The following is a 21,787-nucleotide window of genomic DNA, read 5'->3' on the forward strand; positions in this document are numbered from 1 at the left end:
AGTAGGATTAATGAGCGACTATAAACATACCTTAAATTTACCGGAAACTGAGTTTCCCATGCGCGGCAACCTGGCCAAACGCGAACCAACCATGCTTAAGCAATGGTACGAGCAAGACTTGTACGGCAAAATTCGTGCAGCAAAAAAAGGTAAGCCGTCTTTCATTTTGCATGATGGCCCTCCTTATGCGAACGGTAACATTCACTTAGGTCACTCTGTTAATAAAATCCTTAAAGACATTATTATCAAGTCTAAGACGCTTTCAGATTATGATGCGCCTTATATTCCTGGCTGGGATTGTCACGGTCTACCGATCGAGCTGATGGTAGAAAAGAAAGTCGGTAAGCCAGGCAAAAAAGTGTCGGTGGCGGAATTTCGCCAAAAATGTCGTGAGTATGCGGCGAAACAGGTAGACGGCCAAAAAACTGACTTCAAACGCTTAGGTGTGTTAGGGGATTGGGATAAGCCTTACCTAACAATGAACTATGATTTCGAAGCCAATGCTATTCGCACCCTAGGTCGCATTATCGATAAAGGTCACCTGCATAAAGGGGCGAAACCGGTGCACTGGTGTACCGACTGTGGTTCAGCGTTGGCGGAAGCCGAAGTGGAGTACCAAGATAAACAGTCACCGGCTATCGATGTGAAATTCACCTTCGTCGATCAACAGGCCATTGTTAGCGCCTTTGATTTGGCACAGGGCCATCAAGGAAATGGTCCAGTAGCCACGGCGATTTGGACGACAACGCCATGGACTCTACCGGCAAACCGCGCCGTTGCCGTACATGAGAATTTGGAATATGCCTTAGTGCAGGTCGAAGATGAAGGCCAACAGCAGCGCTTTGTGCTGGGCTCAGAGTTGGTCAAAGACTGCATGGACCGTTTCGGCTTTAAGCACTATCACACTTTGGGTTATGTCAAAGGTGAAGTGCTTGATAAACTGAGCGTTGCGCATCCGTTCCTTGATATCAATGTACCTGTTATTTTGGCTGATCACGTAACCACCGACTCAGGTACGGGCATTGTTCATACCGCACCAGGCCATGGTCAAGAAGACTATGTCGCAGGCCAAGCCTACGGCTTAGAAGTAGCCAACCCAGTGGGTGCAAACGGCGTTTATTTGCCAGACACCCCTATTTTTGCCGGTCAGCACGTATTTAAAGCCAACCCTAATGTGATTGAGCTGTTGCAAGAGAAAGGCGCGTTGTTGCATCACCATGCCCTTGAGCATAGCTACCCGCATTGCTGGCGTCACAAAACCCCCATTATTTTCCGCGCCACACCGCAGTGGTTTATTTCAATGGACAAAGCCGGCCTGCGTAAAGACTCTATTGCCGAAATTAAAAAGACTCAATGGTTACCAGGATGGGGTGAAAGCCGCATTGAAAATATGGTGGAGGGGCGCCCGGATTGGTGTATTTCACGTCAGCGTACTTGGGGTGTACCTATTGCCTTGTTCGTAGATAAAGACACCGGTGATTTGCACCCTAACAGCGCAGAATTGATTGAACAAGCTGCGCAGCTAGTAGAAAAAGACGGTATCCAGGCGTGGTACGACTTAGAGCCACAGACCTTATTAGGTGATGATGCTGAGCAGTACGTGAAGGTACAAGATACTTTAGATGTGTGGTTTGATTCTGGCGTAACCCATGCCTGCGTGATTGATGCACGTGACGAACTGACGCGCCCTGCCGATCTTTACCTTGAGGGTTCAGATCAACACCGTGGTTGGTTTATGTCATCTCTGATGACCAGTGTGGCAATTCATGGTCACGCGCCATATCGCCAAGTAATGACCCACGGCTTCACGGTGGATGAAAAAGGCCGCAAGATGTCAAAGTCTTTGGGCAATGTTATCTCACCGCAAGACGTGATGAATAAAATGGGCGCGGATATTTTGCGTCTATGGGTGGCTTCGAGTGACTTCACCGCAGAGATGACCGTGTCTGATGAAATATTCAAGCGCTCGGCGGACCGTTATCGTCGTATCCGAAATACCAGCCGCTACTTGTTAGCCAACCTTAATGGTTTTAACCCTGAGACTGACCTTGTTGAGGTGGCAGAGATGGTTGAACTAGACCGCTGGATTGTTTCTCGCGCTGCCAGTCTACAAGAAGAGCTCATTAAGGCTTATGACGAGTATCAGTTGCTATTAGTAACGCAAAAACTGATGAACTTCTGCACCGGAGAGCTCGGCTCATTCTACCTGGATGTGATTAAAGACCGTCAGTACACGGCAAAGGCTGATTCTCATGCGCGTCGTTCGTGTCAGAGTGCGCTGTACCATATTGCCGAGGCTATGACCCGCTGGATGGCGCCAATTCTGAGCTTTACTGCGCAGGAAATTTGGCAGGCACTGCCCGGTGAGCGCGAAGAGTTTGTCTTTACCGGACAGTGGTATAACGGCCTTCAGGCGGTATCAGGTAAGTTCACTGATGAGCAGTGGCAACACGTATTAGAAGTGCGTGATGCCGTGAACCGAGTACTGGAAAATGCTCGTAAAGAAGACATTATCGGTGCCACCTTGCAAGCTGAGGTAACGCTTTATGCCGACGATACGTTAAAAGCAACACTGGATGCCCTGGGTGAAGAGCTGCGCTTTGTGTTGTTAACATCAAAAGTAACGGTGCAAGCGTTCAGTACTAAACCGGCAGAGATTGCGGATTCAGAGCTGTCAGGGCTTGGCGTACAAGTGGTGGCGACCTCGGCGAGCAAATGTGAGCGCTGTTGGCATTATTGCGATGATGTAGGCACCCACGATAAGTATGACGATCTGTGTGGGCGTTGCGTAACTAACGTTGAGGGCGATGGCGAAACACGCCAGTTTGCCTAAGCAGTAAGTAAGGAGCGAAGGTGTTAGCAAAGCGAAGTGGGCTTATATGGCTGACGCTTTCAGCGCTGGTTTTAGTGCTCGATTGGGGCACTAAAACTTGGGTTGTCAGCGCTATGTCGTTACGGGAAAGCATTGATGTTTTGCCGTTTTTTAATATTACCTATGTACATAATTATGGTGCCGCATTTAGTTTTCTCAGTGATGCCGGCGGCTGGCAACGGTGGTTCTTAAGTGCCATTGCAGTGACTATCTCGGTGCTGCTGGTATGGTGGCTAAAGCGCTTGCCAGCGACCAATAAGCTGCTCGGCAGTGCTTATGCATTGGTGCTCGCGGGAGCACTTGGTAACCTTTACGACCGACTACACTATGGGTATGTTATCGACTTTATCCATGTCTATTATCAAAACTGGCATTATCCCGCGTTTAACATTGCCGATTGCGCCATTTGTATTGGTGCGGCGCTGTTATTATTCGATGCCTTTAAATCCAGCAGTAAAGAGGAGCAGGCCCATGAGTAACATGGTGATCGGTGCCAATTCCGAGGTTGTTTTTCATTTCTCTATCAAGCTCAGCGATGGCTCTGCAGCGGATTCTACTAAAGTGCACGATAAGCCGGCTAAGCTGACCATGGGCGATGGCAGCTTAACGGAAAACTTTGAAAAATGTTTGCTAGGGCTGTCGGCTGGTGATGAGAAAAGCTTTGAGCTTGAGCCAGAGGATGCCTTTGGCCAGCCCAACCCTGACAATATTTATCATGTTGATAGAAGCAAATTCGGCAGTGATGCACCGGCTCAAGTCGGTGCCATTATTGCGTTTACTCAGCCCGATGGTACTGAACTTCCTGGTGTTGTTCGCGAAGTGGTTGGCGAGTCGGTCACTATTGACTTTAACCACCCGTTAGCCGGGCAAAAGTTAACCTTTGAAGTGGAAATTTTGGAGGTCACAAACCCATGAAAATAGTGCTTGCTAACCCGCGTGGGTTTTGTGCTGGCGTCGACCGGGCTATCAGTATTGTTGAGCGGGCTTTGGATATTTTTGAGGCGCCAATTTATGTGCGTCATGAAGTCGTGCATAACAAATATGTGGTTAATGGTTTAAAAAACCGAGGTGCCGTGTTTGTTGAAGAGCTGCATCAAGTGCCCGACGACAGCATCGTCATTTTTAGTGCTCACGGCGTCTCCCAAGCCGTGCGCCAAGAGGCCAAGCGTCGCGAGTTAAAAGTATTCGATGCCACCTGTCCATTAGTCACCAAAGTGCATATGGAAGTGACGCGAGCATCACGCAAAGCGATTGAGTGTATTCTCATTGGTCACCATGGCCACCCTGAGGTAGAAGGCACCATGGGGCAATATGATAATCCCGAAGGCGGGATTTATCTGGTCGAAACTCCAGAGGACGTCGCTCAGCTTGAGGTGAAAAACCCAAGCAACTTGTTCTATTGTAGTCAAACCACGTTATCGGTAGACGATACTGCTGATGTGATTGATGCGCTGCGGGCTAAATTCCCAGATATAGACGGCCCGCGAAAAGACGATATTTGTTATGCCACGCAAAATCGTCAGGATGCAGTGCGAGACTTAGCTGATAAGGTTGACGTTTTATTAGTTGTTGGTGCGAAAAACAGTTCAAACTCTAATCGGTTGCGGGAACTTGCCAGTAAGATGGGCACCAAAGCCTATCTTATCGATGATGCCAGCAGCATTGATGCGAGCTGGCTTGAGGGCATTGATTCTGTGGGCGTGACAGCAGGCGCATCAGCACCTGAGGTGTTAGTACAAGAAGTGATTGCTCACTTGCAGTGTGCAGGTGGTGAGCAAGTCACGGAAAACCCCGGGCGTGAAGAAGACATCGTGTTTGCTGTACCGGCCGAGCTACGATAATAGGGGTTACTCCAGTGAAGCAGCAAACTGAAGAAACTCACGCTTTACTGGAAGCCTTATGCCAAGACCGAGGCATTCTCGCGGCTTTGATCGTTGCTCAGTGCCTTGCTCTAATTATTAGTTTGAGCCTGCCCCACACGGAAAATTTTTGGTTGGGGCTGGCGCAAGTCAGCTGTTTCATCATACTTATCACCTCTGCCAGTTTAAGCATACTGTATCTATCACTTCCACACTCAAAAAAAGTAGCGAGTAAATACTCTTCTTTATTAGTGTTGTTGGTCGTAATATCTGCGACTGCTATAGCGAGTTGGATTGTTATTGAGCACAGCCTCTTTGATGTAAATGAGTCATTATGGTTCATGCTATCGAACTGTATAATCGCTGCTATAGTGGTTGTTTTGTATACCCAGTTCATGGCTATTCACAGCGAGCAAGCTAAAGCTGAAAACTTACTTATCAACGCCAAGCTTGATGCTCTTCAAGCTAGAATCAGGCCTCACTTTTTATTTAATACACTAAATAGCATTGCTGAGCTTACTCACCAAAGCCCTGAAGCTGCTGAAGAGGCAACCATGGCTTTAGCTAGCTTATCAAAAGCAGCTATGCGAGTAGGGCAAGATAGTTCTTTGATGGCTGAGGTGGAGTTAGCCAAACAGTATATTAGCCTTGAAAAGTGGCGCTTTGGTGAACGTTTAAATGTGCAATGGCAAATACCAACGCGAATAGAAGATATTGATTTACCATGTCTAACGCTGCAGCCTCTTCTCGAAAATGCGGTTTATTACAGTTTAGGAAGTAGTAATAATGAATCGTTGATCGTAGTCAAAGCGGTCAGTACAAATAGATCTATCACCGTTATTGTTGAAAACAGTATCGCAGAAGGTGTCGAAAACAGTAACAGCAATGGTATCGGTATTAACAACATTACTGATCGGCTACGGCTGAAATTCGGTGAACGAGCGCTCCTAAACCACCATAAACGAAATGGTGTATATAGAGTCAAACTGGTTATTCCTAAGGATGAATATCGTGCTCAAAGTACTCATAGCTGATGATGAACCCCTTGCACGCTCTCGATTACGTCGCCTTCTTGAGACTAAATGTGCAATGGATATAGCCATTTTGGCTGAGGCTGAGCAGGGTGATGAGGTGCTAGCCCTAGTGCACAAATACCATCCGGATATTGTCTTTTTAGATATTGAAATGCCAAAAATGAATGGTATCGAAGCTGCTGAGGTAATATCAGCCATGCCTACGCCGCCGGCGATTATATTTACAACCGCCTACAGTGAATATGCAATAGCCGCTGTGAATCTGCAAGCTGTAGGGTATCTAGTAAAACCGGTGGAGCTGGAGCTCTTAAACAATGTGCTTGCCAAAGTAAGTAAAGTAAACCGGGCGCAGAAAAGCACACAATCATTGACAACCGTGAGCTATCAGCTAGGGAATAAGTTAGTGCGTGTTGGCGTTGATGACATAAGTTATTTCTATGCCGACGGTAAATATACAGCCTTGGTTACCAAGGAAAAGGTAGAAGGTCTTATAGATAGGCCGTTAAAAGAATTAGAAAGAAGCTTACAAGATAAGTTTATTCGTATTCACAGACACGCACTTGTAAACCTTGACGAAATTGTCGGAATTGAGTTCAAAGAAGATAACTACTGTGCAATATTACGCAGTACCGACAAACACTTACCCATCTCCCGGCGAGCGTTAAAAGCCGTAAGAGCACACATCGCTTAAACTGGCTGACACGTTACAGACCATTTATTCCTTAAATTTAACCGCTTATTACCGTTGTTATTGTCTCGTAGTGCTAAGTTAGTAAACTGTTACTAATGATATAAGTAACGGATAGGCAAATGTCAGATACCTCACCTTCTTCTCAACACGGCTTTACGCTTATTGAAGCGTTAATTGCGTTTATTGTGTTAAGTGTTGGCCTGTTAGGCGCTGTAGCACTTCAAGCCAAAGCAAAACAAGCTAGCTTTGATTCGATGCAGCGAGCCGCAGCGTTGGCGCTAGGCAATGATATTATTCAACGCATACGAGCTAATGATGTAAATAACGCTGATGCTCTCTACAACTTCAACTTCAATAGCACAGAAACTATAGACGCTTCTGCAAACTGTCAGAATAACGTTTGCACACCCGATCAGTTGGCTGCTTTCGATCGCGCTCAATGGCAACGGGCGATTCGGGCAAGGGAAAACAGCGGCACTTTAGATAATGCCGTGGTTTGTATCAGTCCTACTCGGGTTGACGGCGCTGTTACCAGCGAGGTGCAACTAACCGTTGTTGTTACATGGGAAGGTCGCCAGGCTCTAAACGGCGGGCAAACTGGTGGTGTAGACTGTGGCGACAATAATGCAGAGCGCCGAGCACTGGTGCTAAACAGTTCAGTACATCTAAGAGCACCTTAAGGAGGATTACCAATGGAATCAAAAACTAAACAGTTAGGTATTACGCTCGTAGAAATGATGGTTTCTTTATTGGTAGGGGCGGTTATCCTTGCAGGTGTCATGTTTACCTATGTGGGAATGAAAACCACCACTAATGACACTATGGCTATTGGTGAGCTGCAAGAAACAGGGCGTCTCGCTCTTGATATTATCTCCAGTGATATTCAACAAGCAGGTTTTTGGGGAACTTTTTATGAAAAAAGTATAACTCCAAGTAATACTCAAACCTTGCCTCCACCTCCTGCTGAGTGTGTCGGTGGGCCGAATAATGGTTCATTTCCTGATGGCTCTAACGCCCCTTTCTTATTTATATTTGCACTAACCTCAACAGGTGCTGGTCACTTTGGCTGTTTGGCCACGCCAAATGACAATTCCGATATTATCCAAATCAAACGCTTGGAGGGCAATAATACGTTGCCTGCTGCCATGCAGCCGAATAGATATTACTTCGTAGCGGCACATAATGAGGCGCAATTTACGACCAGTGCCTTAGGCGTGCTGCCTAAACCCAATGCGACAATTTGGCCTTATGCGCACAATATCTACTATGTTGACGAGCAAACCTTTGTCGTTAACGGAAATAACCTGACAGTGCCAGTTCTGATGCGCAGGCGTTTGACTACAGCGGGTATGCGAGCTGAAACAGTGATGGAGGGGGTAGAAAACATCTACTTAAACTTCGGCCTAGATACCAATGGCGATCAGCGTGTAGACAGTTATAGAAATGCCAACCAGATGCAGTTAGCTGATTGGGCTCAACAAGGGGTCCAAGTGTTAACCATTCAACTCAATGTACTTGTACGAGCTTTGCAACCTGACCCCGGTGCCAACATTGTGAACCAAAGTTATCAGCTGGGTGGAGCAAATGGGCGAACTTTAAACTTTGATGATAATTTCCGCCGTGCAGTATTTACTTCAACGATACAGCTTAGAAATGTAGGAGCAAATTTATGGTCCATATAGCAAAACAGCAAGGAGTTGTGCTTGTAGCAGCATTGGTTATGTTGCTGGCTGTCACCGGTATTGCAGTTACCTTGATGAGTAGCTCTAGCATCGACATCAAAATGACCAATGCGGCACAAGAGCGAGAGCGTGCTGACCATCAGTTGATGGGTGAAGTAGAGGCAGCGATTGCAAGCGAAGTAAATAGAGGAACTAACAGCCGTTTTTTATGGACTTTAGCGCAATTTGCGCAAAGCAATGACGTTGTGCAGCTGAACGTGGCGGGAAATGCCAGTGCATCAACATTGACAAATATGAACCCAGGGCCGGCAACGCTTAACTGTCCCAGAAGGTTCGATTACACCGAGGGTGTGGTGTGCAACATAATGCAATTAGACACCACGCTAGATTATGGTGGTAAGAGTTCTCATAACGTAGCCCTTTCAAGCGGTATAGCTCAAGAGCTACTTGATGTAAATAAGACCCAGTAGATGAGAGGGCAAGGATCATGAAAGCATTTAAATACAGTGGTATTGCAGCAGCGTTAATGGCTGTAAGCCAAAGCGCTCAGGCTGAAGATATCAAACTCTACGTTAACAGTAATGTGAAAACAGAGGAAAAGCCGAGAGTTATTGTTGTGTTCGATACTTCGGGAAGTATGGGACGAGATGCGCAAACCGGGAATAGTTGTAGTAACTGTACGAGCCGTATGGATGTTGCCAAAACCGCTATTTCAGATTTGGTGGAGAAGAATAAAACAGATATCGATTTTGGCTTAATGCGTTTAAGAGGAAGTAACGGTGGTTATGTGCTCGCAGGGCTGGGTTCAAGCGCTTCTAAAATAAAAGATGAAATAGATGACTTAACAGCTGGTGGCAATACACCTATCGAAGAAACCTTGTATGAAGCCTATCGTTACTTAACAGGCGGTGAGGTTGATCAAGCACGTTGGACAAATGATCGTGATACCTCAGTAGAGTTAGGCGACGACTATGTTTCACCATTCTCTAAATATAAAGACGCTCGCTGTGATAATTCCATTAACATGATTTTAATGACCGATGGTGACCCAACCAGTGATAATGATAGAGACGGTGTCATAGAGGAACTTCATGAAGGGATATTCGGGTATGAGGCCAATGAGCTGCACAACAGTTCACTGCATATACTCGCGAAGTCCATGTATGGGCTTGGCTCGGATAATGCTGATGAAAATATCAATATCGATTTGTACACTGCTACCTCTACTGTAAAAGACTTTGCCCGAACCTATACCATAGGTTTTGGTAACGGGATGTCCGATAAGGGTAAAGAATTACTAGAGCAGACAGCTAAACTAGGTGGTGGGCAATATATACACGCCGAAACCGGTGATAAGCTTAGTGAGGCGCTAGAAAATACAATAAACAAAATTCGAGAGGTAAACGATACTTTTACCTCACCAGCTATCGCCAGTAATAACTTCGACAGAACGCGCAGTCGCGACTCTTTGTACTACGCCATGTTTTATCCTGACGAAGGAACACGTTGGTCAGGTAACCTTAAAAAACTAAAAGTAAACGGCGATGATGTTTTAGACTCTAATAAAGTCAGTGCACTAGATGATACGACGGGCACCCTCAAGAAAAATGCCCGAACTTATTGGTTACCCGATGGCGAAGAAAATGATGGAGCTGTAGTGCATCGCGGCGGAGTCAATGGGGCGCTGGTTAGAGCAAGCAGCCGAACAGTTTATACTGACACCGGTGGAGGACTAACATCTTTTGATTTTCAAGAGATGCGCGACGCGCTAGGTGGTAAGTCTGAGGGCAGAAAAGCACTAAGAAACCTCTTTGGCGCTTCTAGCAATCCAGAGGTCAAAAATCTGGTCAAGTGGTCTCTTGGCGAGGATGCATTTGATGATGACAGTGACGGAGATGTGACCGAGAAACGCGACGCTATCATGGGTGACCCACTTCACTCTAAGCCTGTAGCGATAGACTATGGCGGTGATGTACGTATTTTAGTAGGTACTAATGCTGGTTATGTTCATATGTTTAAAGACGATGAGCAAGCTAACACCGTGAGCGAGAGCTGGGCGTTTATCCCCTCAGAACTATTCGACATCATCAAGCCGTTAAAAAACAATGATACTGGTAAGCTGTATGGAATGGATGGGCCAATATCTGTCCACTTTGATGATAAAAACGGTAACGGTGTCGTTGAAGATGGCGACAAAGTTTGGGCATTTTTTGGCATGCGCCGAGGTGGCAGTAGCTACTATGCGCTGGATCTATCGAATAAGGATAAACCAAAGTTGCTTTGGACCATTTCATCAGGAGATAGCGACTTTGCCGAAATGGGGCAGTCGTGGTCGCGAATGGAAGTGGTATATGTGAATCATAATCAATACAAAGGACGGCCACTGTTGGCATTTGGTGCGGGTTATGACACTAATAAAGACAATGTTACCCGTACTCCTGACTCGAAAGGAGTAGGCATTTTCCTCGTTGATGCTGAATCAGGAGAACTTGTTTGGAAGAAAACGTCGAAGAATGGTTTCACTGGTAGTCACAGTATCGCCTCAAATATTTCGTACTTAGACTCCGATTATGATGGCTATGTCGATCGCTTTTATGCCTCAGATACAGGTGGTGACGTGTGGCGTTTTGATTTGCCAGGTGATGATCCATCAAGCAGTGAAACACCGTGGACACACTTTAAACTCGCATCTTTAGGTGGTGCGACCGCAGGGAGTGACCGTCGTTTCTTCTACAAACCTATGGTAGCACGAACTTATTTCAGCAAAGTAGTTTCAACTGAGATAGAAGAAGATGGTAAAACAACCACAAGTTATACAAGACAATCAACGCCTTATGATGCGATTTTGTTGGGCAGTGGCAACCGCCCAGAGCCATTGGCGACATCGGTCAGTGACATGCTGTTTATGATCCGCGATGAGAATGTGATTACGCAGTCTTTTAAAGAGAACATTCCGGCGCCTGTGACGTTTGGCGATTTAATGAACGTTAATGATGACAAGTTCGCTGCTAAGCTCGATGATGTAGAGGGTTTTATGGAACTTGAATACGAGCTCGGCAATAGCTTTGACGGTTGGTACTATAGTCTCGGTGTCGGTGAGAAGTCTTTGGCCGCACCAACGGTTGTGGGTGGGGTTGCTTATTTCAGTAGCTTTATTCCTGGTTCAGAAGATAGTACGGAAAACCAATGTTCTTTAGGTGGTGGTGAAGGCGGTATTTATGCATTTCACTTACACTATGGGACGAAAGTGTATAACAATCTGAAAATCCCTGCAGGAGACTCAATTCCTGATACGCCAACAGTGGTGTGGATGGAAAATGATAAAGGTGGCTCCGAGGCAAGAATCGTGACTAAGAATAACGTTATAGAGCCGAAAAAAGTCCAAGGCCCAGCCCCTGTTGTTAATGGCGATGACATTGAACTCTATACTTCGCCAGCGGGTATTAGCTTGAAAACTCAACAAACTTATATTTATCGTCTCGAAGATAATAGGGATAATTAATGAATAAAGTTACTAAGGATACTGTCGTGGATAAAAATTCAGCGCTTTTACATCGAGGGCTCGGTTTTACACTTATTGAAGTTATGATTGTAGTAGCAATCGTCGGGATCTTGGCTGCGGTGGCATACCCAAGCTACGTCGAGCATGTGCGTAAGGCTGCGAGAACAGAAGCGATGACTTCAGTGTTGGAGACGGCTAACAGGTTAGAGCAGTTTTATGTAGACAACCGCGTTTATACCAACAATTTGGCGGGTATCGGTGTCAATGCACTCACCGAGTCTGACTACTATACACTTGCAGTACAAATCAGAGACGGTGCCCAAGCGTTTACTGTCACAGCTACACCAAATTCGGGGCCAGCGCTGCAAGACTCGGAGTGTGGCGGCTTTACCGTTACTGATACGGGAAGAAAAGGTGTTACCGCCTCTACAGCTCCGGCAGTGATAGATGAGTGCTGGGGTAACTAGCCGGCTCACTCAACACTTATTATAGTCTCTTAAGCGGGTCCGGCCTATTTGTGATACCGTGATCCGCTTATCTTGTATTTCCTCTTGCTCATGACAGTATTTAAAACTGCCGCTACCTAAGACATAGACCATGCCATCCGGTTGAAAGGTTAGAGAGTGTCTTTGGTAACTTAGTCGACCATCATTGTGACCCTCAAGTACCCGCAAGAGAGTATCTTCGTTATCAATATCACCGATATTACTTTTATCGATAAATACAGCAATATCGCCGTCCCAATGGCTCGCGCATTTAAAGCCGTTATAAGGGCATAGCGTCACGTAGCGATTACTTTTAATAGCGTATATTCGCGCGTAGTTTAAGGTGGTTTTTAATTCATGAAGGGTGTTATCTCTTCGGTTGTTGGCAATAATTGTGCCTAATGAGGTTAAAGAGAGGGCGGAGATAATACTTACGATTCCCACAACAGTCATCAATTCTAAAAGGGTCGTCCCTTTTTGAAAATTGCTCAGGGGCAACGAGTAAAAGAGTGTCATTAGCTTCATCCTTGAAGCACCATCTATCCATCAGTAATTAATAATGATAGATCACTTCTGAGGATTAGCTACAACCAGTCGTGGTAGCTCCTCTATAGAGAGTCGTACCGGATTGAGTCAAGGTTAATGAACGTTCTGAATCATTTCCAGTATTTGGGCAATAAGCGAAATCTCCATTTTGATTCAAGCCAACTCTTCCTGTGGCATCAAAGCTAATTGGACTATTGCCAGAATATGCCAGAGTATCGTTTGCTGGAACCGTCTCCATTTCTCTAAGTAGAGTATCGTTACCACCGAACTGGCCGTTGTTGTCATCATCTACAAAGATTGCAACGGTATTGCTCTGCCAATCGTTGGTACAGTTAGCGCCATTAAGCGGACAGACTACGACTGTCGCGTCTGTTGAGGTTGCCTTGGCTCTGGCAAACATGAGTTGTCGTTTTAACTCGAAGAGGTGGTTTTCGGCTCGGTCTCTAGCGAGCATATCTGTTGAGTTACTAAACGCTATCGATGCTACGATAGCAACAATAGCGACTGTTACCATCAGTTCCAATAAGGTAAAGCCTGCTTGCCGGTGAGTATTGTTGCTCATGGCTGTAATCCTTTTTGTGTATTTATATTAATTTTAACACTATTAACGCATTAGTCACCCCTTGGGTGTTTGCTTCAACACTCACAATTGACTAAAATCGGCGCATCTGTCATCGCGAATATAAAAAGTCATGAAAAAAATAGAAGCCATCATCAAGCCATTTAAGTTAGACGACGTCCGTGAAGCCCTTTCAGAAGTTGGTATCACCGGTATGACGGTCTGTGAGGTTAAGGGATTTGGTCGTCAAAAAGGCCATACTGAGCTTTATCGCGGTGCCGAGTACATGGTCGACTTTTTACCAAAAGTGAAGCTCGATATCGTGCTAGCCGATGAAGATGTCGAGCGTGCTATCGAAGTTATAGTGAAAACCGCACAAACCGGCAAAATAGGCGATGGTAAAATTTTCGTGACGGAAGTCGAGCGAGTGGTACGTATCCGTACGCAAGAGGAAGACGAAGAAGCGATTTAATAACTTATAAATATAAAAAACCGATGCCTTCACAGCATCGGTTTTTTTATGTGTGCGTTACTTAGCGTTCGCGTTTATTTGCCTCAAGGGTTTGTTGGGCATGTTCAGCCATATCTGGTAAGCCAAGTTTTTCGTAGCTTTTCACCATCATTTCTAACGCAGGCTCAAGGTAACTGCTTTGTGAGAAATGCTCAACAACGTACTTACCGCGATTTGCTGCGGCCAGGTAAGCTTCACGCTCGTAATAATACTGTGCCACTTTCAATTCGTTGCGAGCCATGCGGTTGAGTAGCCAAGCAAGACGACGCTTTGCCTCAGGTGCATATTTGCTGTCAGGGTAGTTGTTGACTAGAGTTGATAAGTCTTTATAGGCCACTCGAGTGCGTTTTGCGTCTCTATCGGCTCGATCTACACCAAAGTATTCTTGGAAGGCATTCTTATCGGCCTTAATATTGACCAAGCCACGCATGTAGTACATGTAGTCTAAGTCTTTGTGGTTCGGGTTTAAGCGAATAAAGCGGTCAATAGTGGCCAAAGCTTGCTCTGTATTGCCAGTTTGGTAATGCGCATAGACTAAGTCCATTTGCACTTGTTTAGAGAAAGGGCCAAACGGATAGCGAGAATCAATGGCGGTAAGTAGCTCGATTGCCCGGGCATATAAGCCTGAATCTAAGGTTTCGCGTGCATCTTCATACAAAGCTTGTGCGGATTTGTTGGGTACGCGCTCAATTTCTTGTTGTTCTGGCGCGGATGAGCATGCGCTAAGTAAGGAGGCCGTAAATACGACTGCAAGTGCCCGTTTACTTATTTTATTTATCATTAATTAGGTACCTTCGTTGTCTTCGGCTAGGCCAAGTAGGTAAAACCGAGTAAACTATGCGAATTATGCGATTCTAACCCAGTCGAGCAGAGCTTGCACTGGTAAATTAGGTAAAACTTGCTTATGGCAGAACAAATTTCCCTCAGTGCAGAGGTCCCCGTGGAACTAGGCGGTAAACGTCTAGACCAAATTTTGGCGCAATTGTTCCCGGACTATTCGCGCTCACGAATAAAAACGTGGATTCTCGATGACATGGTGCAGGTTGATGGCCTCACCTTAAACACCCCCAAAGAAAAGCTGTTGGGCGGTGAACACGTAGAGATCAACGCGCAAATTGAAGCGCCGCGAGAATATGAAGCACAAGATATTGCTTTAGATATCGTCTACGAAGATGACGATATTTTGGTGATCAATAAACCTGCGGGCTTAGTGGTCCATCCTGGTGCCGGCAACCCAGATGGCACAGTGTTAAACGCGTTATTGCATCATTGTCCAGAGATTGAAAATATCCCTCGGGCGGGTATCGTCCATCGTCTTGATAAAGACACCACAGGGTTGATGGTGGTTGCGAAAACCTTGCCAGCACAAACGCATTTGGTTGCGGCATTGCAAAAACGTGAAAATTTCACCCGTGAGTATGAAGCTATCTGTTATGGCACTATGACCGCAGGCGGTATGGTCGATGCGCCCATCGGTCGTCATGCCACTAAACGTACGCATATGGCCGTCAATGAATTTGGCAAGCCAGCGGTGACGCACTACCGTGTGGCGGAAAAGTTCCGCGCTCATACACGCTTACGGCTGCGCCTAGAGTCGGGTCGTACCCACCAAATCCGTGTGCATATGGCGCATATCAGTCACCCACTTGTTGGTGACCCCTTTTACGGCGGACGCCCACGTCCTCCTAAGTATGCCAGTGAAGAGTTTATGGCGATCTTACGAGGCTTCAAACGCCAGGCTTTGCATGCCATTAAGTTGCAGTTAGCACACCCGATCACCGGTGAGCAAATGCGTTGGCAGGCCCCAGTCCCTGAGGACATGGTGGCGCTGACCGAAGCGCTGCGCCAAGACACCGAAGCCAACGGCTACGATGACCTCTAAAACACCATTTTATACCCCAACCTGGGGCGCTGATGAGTCCCTGGTAGGGGTGCTGCAAAGCACCCGCCAAGGCGGGTATAGTCAGGGCGTGTATCGCAGCCTCAATGTGGGGCTGCATGTGGGCGACCAAGAGTCAGCTGTGCTCGCCAATCGCGCTGTGCTCAACAGCCAACTGCCGCGTCCTGCCTGTTATGTAAACCAAGTACATGGCACCCATGTTCATTGTGTTACTCAGTACAGTGAACAGCTTAGAATCGAAGCGGATGGCCTGTTCACACGCTTGCCAAAGCAGCCTTTGGCTATTATGACTGCTGATTGCTTGCCGCTTTTACTAGCCAGCCAAGATGGCGCTGAAGTGGCCGCTTTGCATTGTGGTTGGCGCTCCCTTGTCGGAGGTATCATCGAGCGGGCGTTACCCTTATTTAACACCCCCGCGAAAGATATTCATGCTTGGCTTGGGCCTGCTATAGGGCCCTCAGCCTTCGAGGTCGGGAATGAGGTTAAAAGCCAATTTTGCGCTCACAGCGGCGACTATCAGCAGGGCTTTACAGCACATGGCGACAAATTTCTTGCCAACTTGCCACTATTAGCCGAGCTTGCGCTTAATCGAGCTGGTGTGAGTAATGTCACCCAAGCTCATGCCTGCACTTATACCCTTGCCGATACCTACTTTTCTTATCGACGCGATGGCCAAACCGGTCGTATGGCCAGTGTGATCTGGCGCAAATAATCACCAAAATTTTAACCGTATAACTTGATCAAACGCGCGCTAGCACCCATTAAATAGGTAATTAAAGTTTTAGTGGAAACAAACAGATGCGTTTAGATAGATTTACCAGCAAATTTCAGCAAGCGCTCTCCGATGCTCAATCATTAGCACTCGGTCGCGATCATCAATTTATTGAACCCGTGCACCTAATGTACGCACTATTGCAGCAAACAGGCTCGAGTGTGCGTGCTCTTTTTGCGCAAGCAGGCGTCAGCGCCGATGAGCTCAACACCAAGCTTTCTCAAGAAATTGAGAAGTTGTTTAAAGTGGAGGGCGTCGGTGGCGACGTGCAGTTGTCCAATAACATGGTGTCATTGCTGAACTTATGCGACAAATATGCGCAAAAGCGTAAAGATAAATATATTTCCAGCGAGCTGTTCGTACTGGCTGCCTGTGAAGATAAGGGGCCTTTAGGAGAGATTTTTAAAGCTCTAAATATCACCACAGGTAAGGTAGAAAAAGCCATAGACGCACTACGCGGCGGGCAAAAAGTGGATGACCCCAACGCTGAAGATACTCGTCAGGCGCTTGAGAAATTCACCATCGATCTTACCGAGCGGGCCGAGCAAGGCAAGCTTGATCCCGTTATTGGTCGTGACGAGGAAATCCGTCGCACCGTGCAAGTGTTACAACGGCGCACTAAAAATAACCCGGTGTTAATTGGTGAACCGGGCGTTGGTAAAACGGCGATAGTTGAGGGCCTAGCACAGCGTATCGTAAACGGTGAGGTTCCTGAGGGCCTTAAGAATAAGCGCGTGTTATCGCTGGATTTGGGCGCCTTAGTGGCCGGAGCTAAATACCGTGGCGAATTTGAGGAGCGTCTTAAGTCGGTCCTCAACGAGCTGGCTAAAGAAGAGGGGCAAGTGATCCTCTTTATCGATGAAACTCATACTATGGTTGGTGCGGGTAAAACCGACGGCGCCATGGATGCCGGGAACATGCTGAAACCGGCGCTAGCACGAGGTGAATTGCATTGTGTTGGGGCGACAACCTTAGATGAGTATCGTCAATACATTGAAAAGGACGCGGCTCTAGAGCGTCGCTTCCAAAAGGTATTGGTAAATGAGCCGAGTGTTGAAGACACCATTGCTATTTTGCGTGGGTTAAAAGAGCGCTATGAGCTGCACCATTCTGTGGAAATCACCGATCCGGCGATCGTTGCAGCGGCGAATTTATCGCACCGTTATATTAGCGACCGGCAATTGCCCGATAAAGCCATCGACTTAATAGACGAGGCGGGCTCTTCCATTCGTTTACAAATTGACTCTAAGCCAGAGCAGTTGGACCGCCTTGAGCGGCGGATCATTCAGTTGAAACTTGAAGACAATGCCTTAGCTAAAGAAAAGGATGAGGCCAGCCAAAAGCGCCGTGAGGAAATGCAGGAGCTGATCCAAGAGCTGGAAAGTGAATATGCTGAGTTGGACGAAGTATGGAATGCGGAAAAGGCCTCGCTGCAAGGCACTCAAGTCATTAAAGCGGAGCTCGAGCAAGCGCGTTTGGACTTAGAGGTCGCACGTCGAGCTAGTGATCTACAGCGAATGTCAGAACTGCAGTACGGCCGAATTCCCGAGCTGGAGCGCAAATTAGACCTTGCCTCGCAAGTTGAAATGCAAGACATGAACTTGTTGCGCAATAAAGTTGGTGAAGACGAGATTGCCGAGATCCTCTCACGCTGGACCGGCATTCCAGTGGCGAAAATGCTTCAAGGCGAGCGTGAGAAGTTGCTGCAGATGGAAGACGAGCTGCACCAGCGCGTTATCGGCCAAGACGAAGCGGTCACCGCTGTTGCCAATGCCATCCGTCGCTCTCGCGCAGGATTAGCTGACCCCAATCGACCCATAGGCTCATTCTTATTCTTGGGCCCTACAGGGGTGGGTAAAACCGAGCTGACCAAAGCATTGGCGCAACTGATGTTTGACACCGAAGATGCCATGGTTCGTATCGATATGTCAGAGTTTATGGAGAAACATTCAGTGGCGCGTTTGGTCGGTGCGCCTCCGGGCTATGTTGGCTATGAAGAGGGCGGCTACCTCACCGAGGCTGTGCGCCGTCGTCCTTACTCGGTGGTACTGCTTGACGAAGTGGAGAAGGCGCATCCAGACGTATTCAATATCTTGCTACAGGTATTGGATGATGGTCGTCTCACTGACGGGCAAGGGCGCACCGTGGACTTTAAAAACACGGTGATCATTATGACTTCTAACTTGGGCTCGGATGTGATCCAAGAGCAAGCTGGGAATAATGATTACGCCACATTGAAAGACAAAGTGATGATGGTACTGGCGCAGCAATTTAGGCCAGAGTTTATAAACCGTATTGATGAAACCGTGGTATTCCATCCACTGGCCGGTGAGCACATCAAGCAGATTGCTGATATTCAGTTGGCGAAGTTGCACGAACGGCTCACTGAAAAAGGCTACCTATTGGAAATCACCGATGCGGCATTAGCTAAGCTGGCCGAGGGTGGGTTCGATCCGGTCTATGGTGCTCGACCTCTAAAACGGGCTATCCAGCAGGCCATTGAAAACCCACTGGCACAGAAACTGTTGGCGGGGGAGTTGGCTGATGGTAACTTGATTTCCATTGATGCTGACGAGCAAGGCTTTTTATTTAGCTGTAAATAAAGGTCAGTTATAACTCATACGAAAGGCGGCAATAATTTGTCGCCTTTTTTATTGTGTCCATGCAGTGGTAATGTCAATATAGGTTTAGGAGCAATCATTCAACAATAGTGTTAGCTATGGAACACGGATACCAAGCCATGGTCATTCATGCTTTTGGTGAGCCAGGGGTGCTAAAACCAGTGACCCTATCGCGGCCAAAGCCCGGTGAGCATGAGTTACTTATCAAGGTGCTGAGCACCGCTATTAACCCCATTGATGTAAAAACACGCGCTGGTATCGGCTTTGCGGCAGAGCAAAACAAACATCACCTGCCTATGAGCTTAGGCTATGATCTGTTTGGCGAGGTGGTCGCCTGTGGTGAGGCGGTAAAAACGCTTAAAAAGGGTGATAAGGTAATGGGTATGGTTGGCTTTGCCACCCAGCCAGGGACCTATGCACAGTATTGTTTGGCCCGTGAAAACGAACTCATTAAAGTCGATGCGGTGAATGAAGATGTGGTGCTATCCGGTCTGTGTTTGGCAGGGTTAACGGCCTTCCAAGCGCTCTCTGCGCTCGCCTGTCCAAAAAGTCAGCCCATTTACATTAATGGTGCTAATGGCACAGTCGGCTCGTTAGCTGTACAAATTGCCGCGCGAATGGGGTATCAGGTTGTTGCTATTAGCCGCAGTGAGCTGCCAAAAAGTGTCGCTTCTTGCGCTCAGCAAATGAGTTATGACCAGTTTGTGGCTGAGCAACGTAAGGGTTATTTGCTCGATGTTGTGGGCCTGGAGGTCGGGAAGCGTTGTTTACAAGGATTAAGTGCGCACAGTCGTGTAGTCACCATCCCGACATTGTCACAAAAAGAGATTGTTGCTGCGGCCAATGAGCAAGGAGTGACTGCATGCGCCGTGCTGGTGGTTAAAAACAATGCCCAGCTTAAACGTATTTATCAGTGGTATCGCCAAGGTCACTTAGAGCTGGATCACTGCACTATGCCGCTCTCGGCAGCGGGCATGGCGCATCAGCGTTTAGAGCAAAATAGCAGCAAAGAGAAAGTTATTTTACTGCCTTGGACTTGAGTATTTGGCAGCGCACCCCATAACAACAGAATTAAGCCGCTTGGCTAGAGGTAGTATTTTTTGACTTGTACACAATTAAATCAGCGTCTTAGCGAATTGTCGTCCGCTGAAAATCAAGCCGCAATTGTCGGCATTGTTCGGGGTATTGAGCGCGAGGCGCTGCGTACCAATCGCAGCGGCGGGTTATCGACTAAGCCCCACCCAGTGGCGATTGGTTGTGCCTTAACCAACTCGATGATCACCACCGATTTTTCTGAAGCTTTACTTGAATTCATTACCCCAATAAGCACCGATCCTGAGGAAACATTGGCTCAGTTGCGTGACCTACAAAAGTTCACTCTTGCGCAACTCGAAGATGAATTATTGTGGCCGGTGAGTATGCCGTGTTATATCCAAAGCCAAGATGAAATCCCGTTGGCGCAATTTGGCTCATCCAATGTCGGTCGTATGAAAACGCTATACCGAGAGGGGTTAAAAAACCGCTACGGCAGTATGATGCAGGCCATAGCCGGGGTGCATTTCAATATCTCTTACCCGCAAACGTTTTGGCAAACCTTGCAGGGTTTAGCTGGGCAAAGTGGTGACTTACAGTCTTTTATTTCCGACAATTACTTAGGTCTAATTCGTAACTTTAAACGCGAATTGTGGTTAATTAGCTATTTATTTGGCGCTTCACCGGCATTGTGCGGCTCCTTTTTAGAAGGGCAAGAAACCTCACTACCGTTTAAAAAGCTTGGTAAAGGTAGCCTATACCTTGAGCATGGCACAGCTCTGCGTTTGGGTGATTTGGGTTACACTAATAGCGCCCAATCGAGCTTGCGGGTAATGTATAACTCATTGGAGGAATATGTTGCTGGCTTAAAGAGCGCGATCAACTCACCTTCTGAGTTGTACCAGCATCTTAATGATTACCATGCACCAAAACCGCAGCAATTAAATAAAAATATTCTGCAAATTGAAAACGAGTTTTACTCGCCTATTCGCCCGAAACGCAATGCTCGCTCTGGCGAGAAGCCAACGCAGGCGTTATTGCGCGGCGGCATTGAATACATCGAAATTCGCGCTTTGGATGTGAACCCCTTTGCGGATACCGGCATCGATTTAACGCAAATTCGTTTCTTGGATGTGTTTTTGACCTACTGCTTATTAAAGGCATCGCCGCACATGGATTGGCAGGAGCAAGGTCAGACACAAGAGAACCTCGATCGGGTAGTCAATCAAGGTCGCGATCCGCAATTGCAGTTGCAACGCGGTGACGAGTCTGTCTCTTTGCAGCAATGGGCCGAGGATATTTTTACCGACCTTGCAAAAGTCGCTGACTATATGGACCAAGCGCATGGCAGTGATGATTATCAGCATACCATTGCTGAGCTACAGAGCTGGGTGAGCGATCCTAGTAAGACCATATCAGGGCGCTACCTACAACAGTTACTCAGTGATGATGTTGACAATGGTCAGTTTGCCTTGCAATTGGCACAACGTTACAGCGACGCTCATAGTCAGTGGCAGTACCAATGCTTTGACGACGCACATTTAGCTGAGCAAGCCGAACTGTCGGTTAAGGCACAACAGCAGGTGGAGCAAGAAGACACTGTGAGCTTTGAAGCCTTTTTAGATGAATACTTTGCGGTGGAAAAGGTAGAAGCATAAAAAAAGCGCGGCTAAGGTAGCCGCGCAAATTATTCTACAGGGATGAAACAATGCTAAACTGCT

At 47.0% G+C, this 21,787-nt stretch carries 20 protein-coding genes; 17 read left to right on the plus strand and 3 right to left on the minus strand.

Annotation, left to right across the window (positions count from 1 at the left end):
• Positions 1 to 10: 10 nt before the first annotated feature.
• From ileS to FIU82_RS18785, 11 genes are all read left to right on the plus strand, one after another.
• A complete protein-coding gene (gene ileS, locus FIU82_RS04510; RefSeq protein ID WP_152440448.1) occupies positions 11 to 2,833 on the plus strand; it encodes an isoleucine--tRNA ligase in 2,823 nt (940 codons plus the stop codon).
• A gap of 20 nt (positions 2,834 to 2,853) precedes the next feature.
• Complete coding sequence (gene lspA, locus FIU82_RS04515) at positions 2,854 to 3,351, plus strand: signal peptidase II (protein ID WP_138508775.1); 498 nt, start codon at positions 2,854 to 2,856, stop codon at positions 3,349 to 3,351.
• A complete protein-coding gene (gene fkpB, locus FIU82_RS04520) occupies positions 3,344 to 3,787 on the plus strand; it encodes an FKBP-type peptidyl-prolyl cis-trans isomerase (RefSeq protein WP_045978213.1) in 444 nt (147 codons plus the stop codon). The genes lspA and fkpB overlap by 8 nt, the downstream gene beginning before the upstream one ends.
• Positions 3,784 to 4,713, plus strand: coding sequence for a 4-hydroxy-3-methylbut-2-enyl diphosphate reductase (gene ispH, locus FIU82_RS04525; protein WP_138588775.1), 930 nt, complete (start codon positions 3,784 to 3,786; stop codon positions 4,711 to 4,713). Before fkpB ends, ispH begins: the two co-directional genes overlap by 4 nt.
• A gap of 14 nt (positions 4,714 to 4,727) precedes the next feature.
• Positions 4,728 to 5,765 carry a sensor histidine kinase gene (locus tag FIU82_RS04530; protein ID WP_138547799.1) on the plus strand — a complete coding sequence of 346 codons (1,038 nt, stop codon included), beginning with the start codon at positions 4,728 to 4,730 and terminating at the stop codon, positions 5,763 to 5,765.
• Complete coding sequence (locus tag FIU82_RS04535; protein WP_171035412.1) at positions 5,743 to 6,456, plus strand: LytTR family DNA-binding domain-containing protein; 714 nt, start codon at positions 5,743 to 5,745, stop codon at positions 6,454 to 6,456. Before FIU82_RS04530 ends, FIU82_RS04535 begins: the two co-directional genes overlap by 23 nt.
• A 119-nt stretch (positions 6,457 to 6,575) precedes the next feature.
• Positions 6,576 to 7,136, plus strand: a complete 561-nt coding sequence (gene pilV / locus FIU82_RS04540; protein WP_138508779.1) for a type IV pilus modification protein PilV — start codon at positions 6,576 to 6,578, stop codon at positions 7,134 to 7,136.
• Positions 7,137 to 7,148: 12 nt separating this feature from the next.
• Positions 7,149 to 8,138, plus strand: a complete 990-nt coding sequence (locus FIU82_RS04545) for a PilW family protein (RefSeq protein WP_138508780.1) — start codon at positions 7,149 to 7,151, stop codon at positions 8,136 to 8,138.
• Positions 8,126 to 8,608 carry a pilus assembly protein PilX gene (locus FIU82_RS04550; protein ID WP_138508781.1) on the plus strand — a complete coding sequence of 161 codons (483 nt, stop codon included), beginning with the start codon at positions 8,126 to 8,128 and terminating at the stop codon, positions 8,606 to 8,608. The genes FIU82_RS04545 and FIU82_RS04550 overlap by 13 nt, the downstream gene beginning before the upstream one ends.
• Positions 8,609 to 8,625: 17 nt before the next feature.
• Positions 8,626 to 11,640, plus strand: a complete 3,015-nt coding sequence (locus tag FIU82_RS04555) for a pilus assembly protein (RefSeq protein WP_152440449.1) — start codon at positions 8,626 to 8,628, stop codon at positions 11,638 to 11,640.
• Positions 11,640 to 12,107: a type IV pilin protein gene (locus FIU82_RS18785; RefSeq protein ID WP_138547803.1), complete on the plus strand. Its 468-nt coding sequence runs from the start codon at positions 11,640 to 11,642 to the stop codon at positions 12,105 to 12,107. Before FIU82_RS04555 ends, FIU82_RS18785 begins: the two co-directional genes overlap by 1 nt.
• A gap of 9 nt (positions 12,108 to 12,116) precedes the next feature.
• Here the strand turns inward: FIU82_RS18785 and FIU82_RS04565 are convergent, their stop codons facing one another.
• Together FIU82_RS04565 and FIU82_RS04570 are read right to left on the minus strand one after the other, a co-directional pair.
• On the minus strand, positions 12,117 to 12,641 hold the full coding sequence (locus tag FIU82_RS04565; RefSeq protein ID WP_172972702.1) for a GspH/FimT family pseudopilin: 525 nt from the start codon (positions 12,639 to 12,641) through the stop codon (positions 12,117 to 12,119).
• A 64-nt stretch (positions 12,642 to 12,705) separates the two neighbouring features.
• On the minus strand, positions 12,706 to 13,233 hold the full coding sequence (locus tag FIU82_RS04570; RefSeq protein WP_138547805.1) for a GspH/FimT family pseudopilin: 528 nt from the start codon (positions 13,231 to 13,233) through the stop codon (positions 12,706 to 12,708).
• A gap of 130 nt (positions 13,234 to 13,363) precedes the next feature.
• On the opposite strand from FIU82_RS04570, the gene FIU82_RS04575 reads away from it, so the two are divergent.
• Positions 13,364 to 13,702, plus strand: coding sequence for a P-II family nitrogen regulator (locus tag FIU82_RS04575; RefSeq protein ID WP_022945250.1), 339 nt, complete (start codon positions 13,364 to 13,366; stop codon positions 13,700 to 13,702).
• Between the two features lie 61 nt (positions 13,703 to 13,763).
• On the opposite strand, the gene FIU82_RS04580 is transcribed toward FIU82_RS04575, so the two are convergent.
• Positions 13,764 to 14,522 carry an outer membrane protein assembly factor BamD gene (locus tag FIU82_RS04580; protein WP_045978199.1) on the minus strand — a complete coding sequence of 253 codons (759 nt, stop codon included), beginning with the start codon at positions 14,520 to 14,522 and terminating at the stop codon, positions 13,764 to 13,766.
• Positions 14,523 to 14,645: 123 nt separating this feature from the next.
• On the opposite strand from FIU82_RS04580, the gene rluD reads away from it, so the two are divergent.
• The 5 genes from rluD to gshA all read left to right on the plus strand — a co-directional run bounded on the left by rluD (position 14,646) and on the right by gshA (position 21,724).
• Entirely contained in the window at positions 14,646 to 15,623 is a 978-nt protein-coding gene (rluD, locus tag FIU82_RS04585) for a 23S rRNA pseudouridine(1911/1915/1917) synthase RluD (RefSeq protein ID WP_152440451.1), read from the plus strand.
• Positions 15,613 to 16,353, plus strand: a complete 741-nt coding sequence (gene pgeF / locus FIU82_RS04590; RefSeq protein WP_152440452.1) for a peptidoglycan editing factor PgeF — start codon at positions 15,613 to 15,615, stop codon at positions 16,351 to 16,353. Before rluD ends, pgeF begins: the two co-directional genes overlap by 11 nt.
• An 86-nt stretch (positions 16,354 to 16,439) precedes the next feature.
• Entirely contained in the window at positions 16,440 to 19,016 is a 2,577-nt protein-coding gene (clpB, locus tag FIU82_RS04595; protein ID WP_152440453.1) for an ATP-dependent chaperone ClpB, read from the plus strand.
• 116 nt (positions 19,017 to 19,132) lie between these two features.
• A complete protein-coding gene (locus FIU82_RS04600) occupies positions 19,133 to 20,074 on the plus strand; it encodes an NADP-dependent oxidoreductase (RefSeq protein WP_152440454.1) in 942 nt (313 codons plus the stop codon).
• Positions 20,075 to 20,134: 60 nt separating this feature from the next.
• Positions 20,135 to 21,724: a glutamate--cysteine ligase gene (gene gshA / locus FIU82_RS04605; RefSeq protein WP_152440455.1), complete on the plus strand. Its 1,590-nt coding sequence runs from the start codon at positions 20,135 to 20,137 to the stop codon at positions 21,722 to 21,724.
• Positions 21,725 to 21,787 lie beyond the last annotated feature (63 nt).

The organism is Pseudoalteromonas sp. THAF3 (genome assembly GCF_009363775.1).
GTDB classification, from domain to species: domain Bacteria; phylum Pseudomonadota; class Gammaproteobacteria; order Enterobacterales; family Alteromonadaceae; genus Pseudoalteromonas; species Pseudoalteromonas ruthenica.